4 protein-coding genes are annotated in these 6981 nt (G+C 57.7%); 2 read left to right on the top strand and 2 right to left on the bottom strand.

Annotated elements, in window-relative coordinates:
• The coding region (locus tag VL003_RS11735; protein ID WP_325442691.1) for an autotransporter domain-containing protein at positions 1 to 3378 on the bottom strand (3378 nt) is incomplete at its 3' end.
• A gap of 325 nt (positions 3379 to 3703) precedes the next feature.
• The gene (locus VL003_RS11730; protein WP_325442689.1) at positions 3704 to 4876 is read right to left on the bottom strand and encodes a nucleotide sugar dehydrogenase; all 1173 of its coding nucleotides are present in this window, start codon (positions 4874 to 4876) and stop codon (positions 3704 to 3706) included.
• Between the two features lie 187 nt (positions 4877 to 5063).
• On the opposite strand from VL003_RS11730, the gene VL003_RS11725 reads away from it, so the two are divergent.
• Both VL003_RS11725 and VL003_RS11720 read left to right on the top strand, forming a co-directional pair.
• Positions 5064 to 5855 (top strand): UDP-2,3-diacylglucosamine diphosphatase, encoded by a 792-nt coding sequence (locus tag VL003_RS11725; RefSeq protein WP_325442688.1) that lies wholly within the window; start codon positions 5064 to 5066, stop codon positions 5853 to 5855.
• A complete protein-coding gene (locus tag VL003_RS11720; protein ID WP_325442686.1) occupies positions 5852 to 6913 on the top strand; it encodes a glycosyltransferase family 4 protein in 1062 nt (353 codons plus the stop codon). The genes VL003_RS11725 and VL003_RS11720 overlap by 4 nt, the downstream gene beginning before the upstream one ends.
• The last annotated feature ends 68 nt before the right edge of the window (positions 6914 to 6981 follow it).

The following is a 6981-nucleotide window of genomic DNA, read 5'->3' as shown; positions in this document are numbered from 1 at the left end:
GGCCAGCAAGTTCAGCTTGCCGCCGCCCTGCTGCCAGCTATTGCCGCCGTACAGCGCGGCGGTAAAGCTGGAAACATCGGACCTGGAACTGCGCTCGTTCACCTTGACCCGGCCGTCGGTGTAGCCCAACGAGCCGCCCACTCGCCAGCCGCCGCCCACCCCGGCGTCGCCCCCCACAAACAACCCTGCCGTGTTGCTTGTAACCTTGGCCGCATTGCCATCGTCGTTCAGCGTGCTCCAGTTGCCCACTACCTGCGCCCACAAGGGGTGCGCCGCCGAGGTGGGCATGGCGCCGGCCGGTACCGCAGCGCCTGCCTGGGCTACGGGCGCACCGGGCAACATGCCCGCACCCAGATTGGCCCGCATGCGCTGGATCAGTGTGCGCGAGACCAGGCTGCTGTTTTGCAGCAGCGCCGCTTGCGTGCTGCCGTGCAGCTCGCCCGAAAGCTGGCTGAGCGCGTCTTTGCGGGCCTCGGGTTGCATCAGCATGACCGCATCCGCAGCCGCGTTTTGCCCGGCCACCGACAAGGCCCCATCAAGCGTCGCATTCTGGTTGGCGGAATAACCACTGCGATCAACCCGGGCCTGATCTACCGACAAACTGATTCGAACGTTATTGGCGCCATACTTGATCGGATCAAGCCTGACCAGCGTTCCGGCAAACGAGTCGTCAAGGGCGCCACGGTTCTGAAATTCATTCTGCACACTGCCGGCGTCGGTCTGCACAATGGTGTAATCCTGGTTAAGACGATAGCCCCCGGTTCCGTCCTCCTGGCGAACGAACAGATCAATGCCTGACAGGTCGAAATCACCACTGCGAATAATGATCAGGTCGGAGTTTCCGGCAGCGTTGACCTCGGCCGTATAGGCACCGGTGAACTCGGCACTGCTGCCATAGCTCTGAACACCGATGGAGTTTCCGGGGCTGATCGTGCCGCCGTCGCCGCCCAACGCGCCCTGGACGAACAGGTTGCCGCCCAGTACCGAACCGGCACCGGCATAGGCGTCGCCCCCAATCTGTATCGGATTGTCGGTGGAGCCGCCAGAAATAGAAGAGTCGGCACCCAGATCGACATCACCGCCTATGCTGCTTGGCGCGTTCTGGCTGAATGAAAACGCCGTGCCGCTTGTGCCCGACACTGAACCTACAATGTGGGTAGTGCCGCTAAAGTGAAATGCCGCACCGGCGCCCCCTGCAACCGAACCACCGATCTGGGCGGGGCCGGCGATATCGGTTTGCGAGCCGTCGAGCCCGTTCAGACTGCCGCCGACGTTGGTGGGGCCGTTGAAACGGACGCTCATGCCCGCGCCGACGGAGGCCGTGCCACCTATGCTGGTCGTGCCATTGAACTGCGTGTAAGCAGCGCTGCTTCCCTCCATTGAGACGCTGCCGTCTGTTTCGTAGTTTTGCTGGTCGCCGGAAGATTCGTCAATAAACCTGGTTTTGTCGTCAATGATCATGCCGGCCCACACGGCGCCCTTCTCGACGACAAAATTGGTTAACGCCTGGTGGTGAGCGGTAAGCTTGCCGTCTGCATAATTGACAATGTTGCCCGAAGCACGCGCACCATTCTTAAGCGTGAAGTTCACGATTCCGTCCGTACCGGCATCTTTGCGATCTACGCGCAGCAGGGTTCCGCTGTTCTTTACCAGCACAGAGCCCGAACCGGCTGTAATCGATTGCATGGAGCCACTGTTGCTGAACGACGACCTGAAGCTTTCAAGGCCCGCTTCCACTGTGGAACCATTAAGCATGACCGTCGCGTTGTCATACAAGGAAAGACCCGCGTCTTGTTCTGAAACCATGTGGCTGTTCGTGGCATGCAGACGGCTGCCATTTTGCACCGCCGCAATCTGCCGCTTGGGGCCCGAAGCGATCACCTGGCTGTCAATCAAGGTCATCTGGGCGTCCAAGGCTTGTGGGCCCGCAACAAAACCGGCACCAACCCGTAGGGCCCAACTGGTATATACAGGCGGGGCATTTTCGATTGGAACAGAGTTGACCAGCCTGACGTTGCTGGCGGTTAGCCTGGCCCCCGGAGTATGCGCGTAACCGCCCACAACAAAGCCTGCGGCAGAATCCCAGCCGGATACCCCCGTGGTTCCGACCACGTCGAAGGTACCGCCGTTTAACGACACCTCTGCACCGGTAAACGCGGCGGCCGCATAACCCGTGGTTCTCACATTCAGATTGTTGGTGCTAATGGCGGAACCTACGCCATCAGCCTGCATGGCGTGAGAAAATGAACCACCGTCGGTTTCAATCGCCCCTCCGTCAAGGTGGGCCCGACCGCCCGATTCCGCAAACACACCCCTGGCCCTGCCTGGGGCGCTGCTGTGCACGGCAAGATCCTTGCCCTGAAATACCGCGCCTGCACCCTTTACCAGAACGGCGGTCGTATCGCCTTTGCTGGTATGGCTGTGAATATGCGTTGCGTCGGCAGTGACCTGCGTACCGGCACTTTCTACGGCAATACCCACACTACCGGAAGACGTGGTTTCGTTGGTGACCGACCCGCGCGTCAACGTTGCATGACCGCCATTGGCCACATGCAATCCATACTTGCCTGCAGTGGTCGTGAGTGTGCTGTCGCTTAGAATCAGGCGCGCGCCCACGCCTGTGACCGTAGCGGCCGGACCCGTTGCCAGAACGGTGTTGCCGGCCCCTTGAAGCGTTCCGCTTGCTGAGTTGGTCACCGCCACTTGCATGCCTGCGGCCCCCGCGCCAGTGGTTTTTATGCGGGCGCCATTAATGGCCAGAGAAGTGATGCCTTTGTCGGAATCCACTGCTACGGCATGCGCATTTTTGCCGGTGGTGGTGATATCGATATTATGGGCAACAATGGTTCCGTCATTCGTGGCGACCAGGCCCCGGTGATTGAGAACACTGTTTGTCTCGATGCTTCCACCGGTGATCTGGGCGTTCGCCCCGCCCCAAACCATGACTCCTGCCGAGCTGACGTTGGTGCCTGCCCCTTGGGTAACCGATTTAACGCGGGTGTTTTCAAGAATGAGGCGGGTGTTTTCGTCGTACGCGGCAATGGTTCGCAGGTGATCCAGTAAAACACTGCCGGTGATGCTGCTGTTGGTCAGTTCAAGACCGGACCCACTGTTGATGTCCAGCAGCGCGTTTCGGTAGAAGTTTCTGCCGTCGAACAGACCGCCGCCGGGCCCGTTGATGGTTACTCCGCTAGCCTCGACTTTGCTGCCATTCTTCAATCCAAAAAAAGTGTTGCTGTACGGACTGTCGTTTAGTGTTGCCGTTTCATGGTCGAACACGACCTCTGCCGCGTGGGGGGTTGCATGCATATACGCCGTGATTAAGGCGGCAGTCAACACGGTCAGCCGCAAAGCTTTCGCCTGCCTGATTCTGCTCATTCGATTCTCCCGGGTGCACGAGATGCTGCAAAAAAATGCTCGAAGAATTCGAGCCTTGCTACCGAACAAACTACAAACAGCTAGGCCAAACGGCCTAAGACGACTACCTGTCTGGGTATAAAGTAGCAAAGTTTATGTAACAATGCTATTCAATGGATAAAGTATTTTGCAGAAATACCGTATTTGTATATGAATTAAGGGTATTTCCTTACAAATAAAACAGAAAAAAAACGCCGCCGGGTGCACGTGCCGGTGTTTCTTTCTTCAAAATTTCATTTTTCGCGGCTATACCGGCGGTTATCGAAGATCTTGGCTGCTTTTCTGTTCAGTCCTGTCCGAACAGATCTCGCGTATAGACTTTATGCTTGACATCATCAAGGGCGTCGCTGACCCGGTTGGCAACAATAACGCTGCTCACCCGCTTGAATTCCTGCAAGTCGTCAACCACTCTCGACCGATAAAACTCGCCGCAGCGCAGCGTGGGTTCGTACACCACCACTTCGACCCCGCGCGCCTTGATGCGCTTCATTACCCCCTGTATGGCCGAAGTGCGGAAATTATCAGAGCCCGCCTTCATGACCAGCCGATAAATACCCACGACGTCGGGGCGCCTGCTTAATATGGATTCGGCAATAAAGTCCTTTCGCGTACTGTTCGATTCCACAATTGCGCGTATCAGATTGCTGGGAACCTGATCGTAATTGGCCAGCAACTGGCGGGTATCTTTAGGCAGGCAATAGCCCCCATATCCAAAAGAGGGGTTGTTGTAATGGTTGCCGATACGAGGATCCAGCCCTACGCCTTGTATCATCTGGCGGGTATCCAGGCCGTGAGTCTCGGCAAATGTGTCCAGTTCATTGAAGTAAGCCACCCGCATCGCCAGATAGGTGTTGGCAAACAGTTTGATGGCTTCCGCCTCGGTCGATCCCGTCAACAACACCGGAACATCGGCGCGTAGCGCGCCTTCCTGCATCATTTTCGCAAACCGCTGCCCGCGTTCCGAGCGCTCACCGACGATGATTCGCGATGGATACAGATTGTCGTACAAGGCACGACCTTCGCGCAGAAACTCAGGCGAAAAGAACAGCCGATCGGTCCCCAGTTGCTTGCGCAAGCGGCGCGTATAGCCCACAGGCACGGTCGACTTGATCACCATGATCGTCTTTGGGTTGATGCGCAGTACGTCTTGCGCCACCGCCTCAATGCTCCGAGTATCAAAACAATTAGTGTGGGGGTCGTAATTGGTGGGTGTGGCGATCAGCGTGTACTCGGCGTCCGAGTATGCTTCTTGCGCAATCGTGGTGGCGGCAAAGTCTATTACGGGGTCGTGCAGACAGGCTTGTATATCGGCATCGACGATAGGAGAGCGACCCTTGTTCAGGGCCTCGACGCGTTCAGCCACAATATCCAGCGCCACGACCTTGTGCGTGCGTGCCAGCAGCAAGGCGTTGGACATACCCACATAACCTGTACCCACTACTGCGATCTTCCTGCGCACCGATGCCCTCCCCCGTGTTCGAATGACGCAAACGCCGGCCGCTCAGCCTCATCTGCCACGACAAGGGTAAGCACCCTATATGACGGCCGGATGGCAGTACGGTTGATTTCGTGCTGCTGTGCGATTGGCATTTTTTTGCCATATCAATGACACGCCATGGTCATATGGCAATGGCCTAATACGCGTCATGGATACGTCACACAATACTTCTGCGATTGAAGCAGAGCCCGAAACCACCCGCTATCGAACCATCTGGATCTCGGATCTGCACTTGGGCACAGCAGGCTGCAAGGCCGAACGCCTGCTTGATTTTCTTCGCCGCAGCGATGCAGAAACTTTGTATCTGGTGGGCGATATTGTGGACGGCTGGCGACTGAAAAAGCGCTGGAACTGGCCGCAATCGCATAACGACGTGGTGCAGAAGCTTTTGCGCAAAGTGCGTAAGGGCACCCACGTTATTTATGTGCCGGGAAACCACGACGAGTTCGCACGCCAATATGATCAGAATTTTTTCGGCGGGATTGAGGTTCGACTGGAGGCCGAGCACTACACCGCAGATGGCCGGCGCTTGTGGGTGACCCACGGCGACCAGTACGACGGCGTCATCTTGTACGCCAAGTGGCTGGCCTACCTGGGCGACCAGCTATACACGCTTATCCTGATGCTCAACCACTGGTTCAATCGCGCACGCAACCGCATGGGTCTGGGGTACTGGTCGCTGTCACAGTACCTGAAGCACAAGGTCAAGGACGCAGTGGCTTTCATTTCGGCCTATGAGCAGGTGATTATCAACGAGGCTCGGAGGCGCGGATACGACGGTGTCGTGTGCGGGCACATCCACAAGGCCGAGCTGCGTGAGGTCGACGGCATTTTGTATTGCAACGACGGTGACTGGGTCGAAAGCCTGACAGCGCTGGTTGAACATGAAGACGGTCGACTCGAACTGATCGACTGGAGCACTCAGGGAAAAACCCCATGAAATTAATGATGGTCACCGATGCGTGGACGCCCCAAATAAACGGAGTTGTATTTACCCTGGGCCACACTGCCCGGGAACTGACCCGAATGGGTCACGAGGTCACGCTGATACAACCGGGCATGTTTCGGTCTGTGCCCTGCCCCACCTATCCGGAGATCCGGCTTTCATTAACCACCGTTAAAAGCGTGTCTCGCCTCATTGAACAGCACGACCCCGATGCGGTGCACATTGCCACGGAAGGACCGCTGGGCATGGCCGCGCGTCGCAGCATGATGCGCTGGGGCAGGCCCTTTACCACCGCGTACCACACCAGGTTTCCCGAATACCTGCACGCCCGGACACGTCTGCCCATCGGGCTGACCTATCGATGGCTGAAACGCTTTCATGGCGCTGCAAGCCGAACCATGGTGCCGACGGCAGGCGTGCGCGACGATCTGATTGCGAACGGCTTTGACCCGCATCGGGTGGTAGTCTGGGCGCGCGGCGTCGACCTGAATGTCTTCCAGCATGAAGCGCCAGCCGGCGCTCAGCTGGCGCCATCGGGCAAGCGCCCCATATTTTTGTATGCCGGACGCATCGCAATAGAAAAAAACCTGGATGCCTTTCTGAAGCTGAAACTGCCGGGCGAAAAATGGGTGATAGGCGGTGGCCCCGCGCTTGCATCCATGAAAGCACGATACCCTGATGCCCGGTTCTTCGGCCCCATGAACCACGAGGCACTGGCGCGGCACTATCGCATGGCCGATGTATTCGTGTTTCCCAGCTTGACCGACACTTTTGGCTTGGTCCTTCTGGAAGCCATGGCTTGCGGCTGTCCGGTGGCCTCGCTGCCGGCGCGCTCGACACAAGATGTATTGGGCAATTCGGGTGCAGGGGTTGTTAGCGAAGACCTGCGCGAAGCGTGCTTACAAGCGCTGACGATACCCAGACATGTTCCCGCTGAGTACGCTCGGCGCTTTTCTTGGGAAAATGTAACGCAGACCTTTTACCAGTACCTGCAGCCGGTCTGGCCGCAGCATCAGACTGCATCGCGGCCTTCCGAGCAAGCTGCTCTATAGAGCGGCACGCGGTTTGCGCGTCTCGCCGTTTATTGCTCGTCGATCCAGGTCATCTGAATGGCCTCGAG

The sequence above is a fragment of the Pusillimonas sp. genome, assembly GCF_035515275.1.
Taxonomy (GTDB): domain Bacteria; phylum Pseudomonadota; class Gammaproteobacteria; order Burkholderiales; family Burkholderiaceae_B; genus Pusillimonas.
The sequence above is the reverse complement of the archived record's forward strand: the minus strand, read 5'-3'. Positions and strand labels throughout refer to the sequence as shown.

Coding starts and splice junctions, on each gene's coding strand:
- VL003_RS11725 (WP_325442688.1), top strand. CDS start 5,064: ATGGATACGTCACACAATACTTCTGCGATTGAAGCAGAGCCCGAAACC.
- VL003_RS11720 (WP_325442686.1), top strand. CDS start 5,852: ATGAAATTAATGATGGTCACCGATGCGTGGACGCCCCAAATAAACGGA.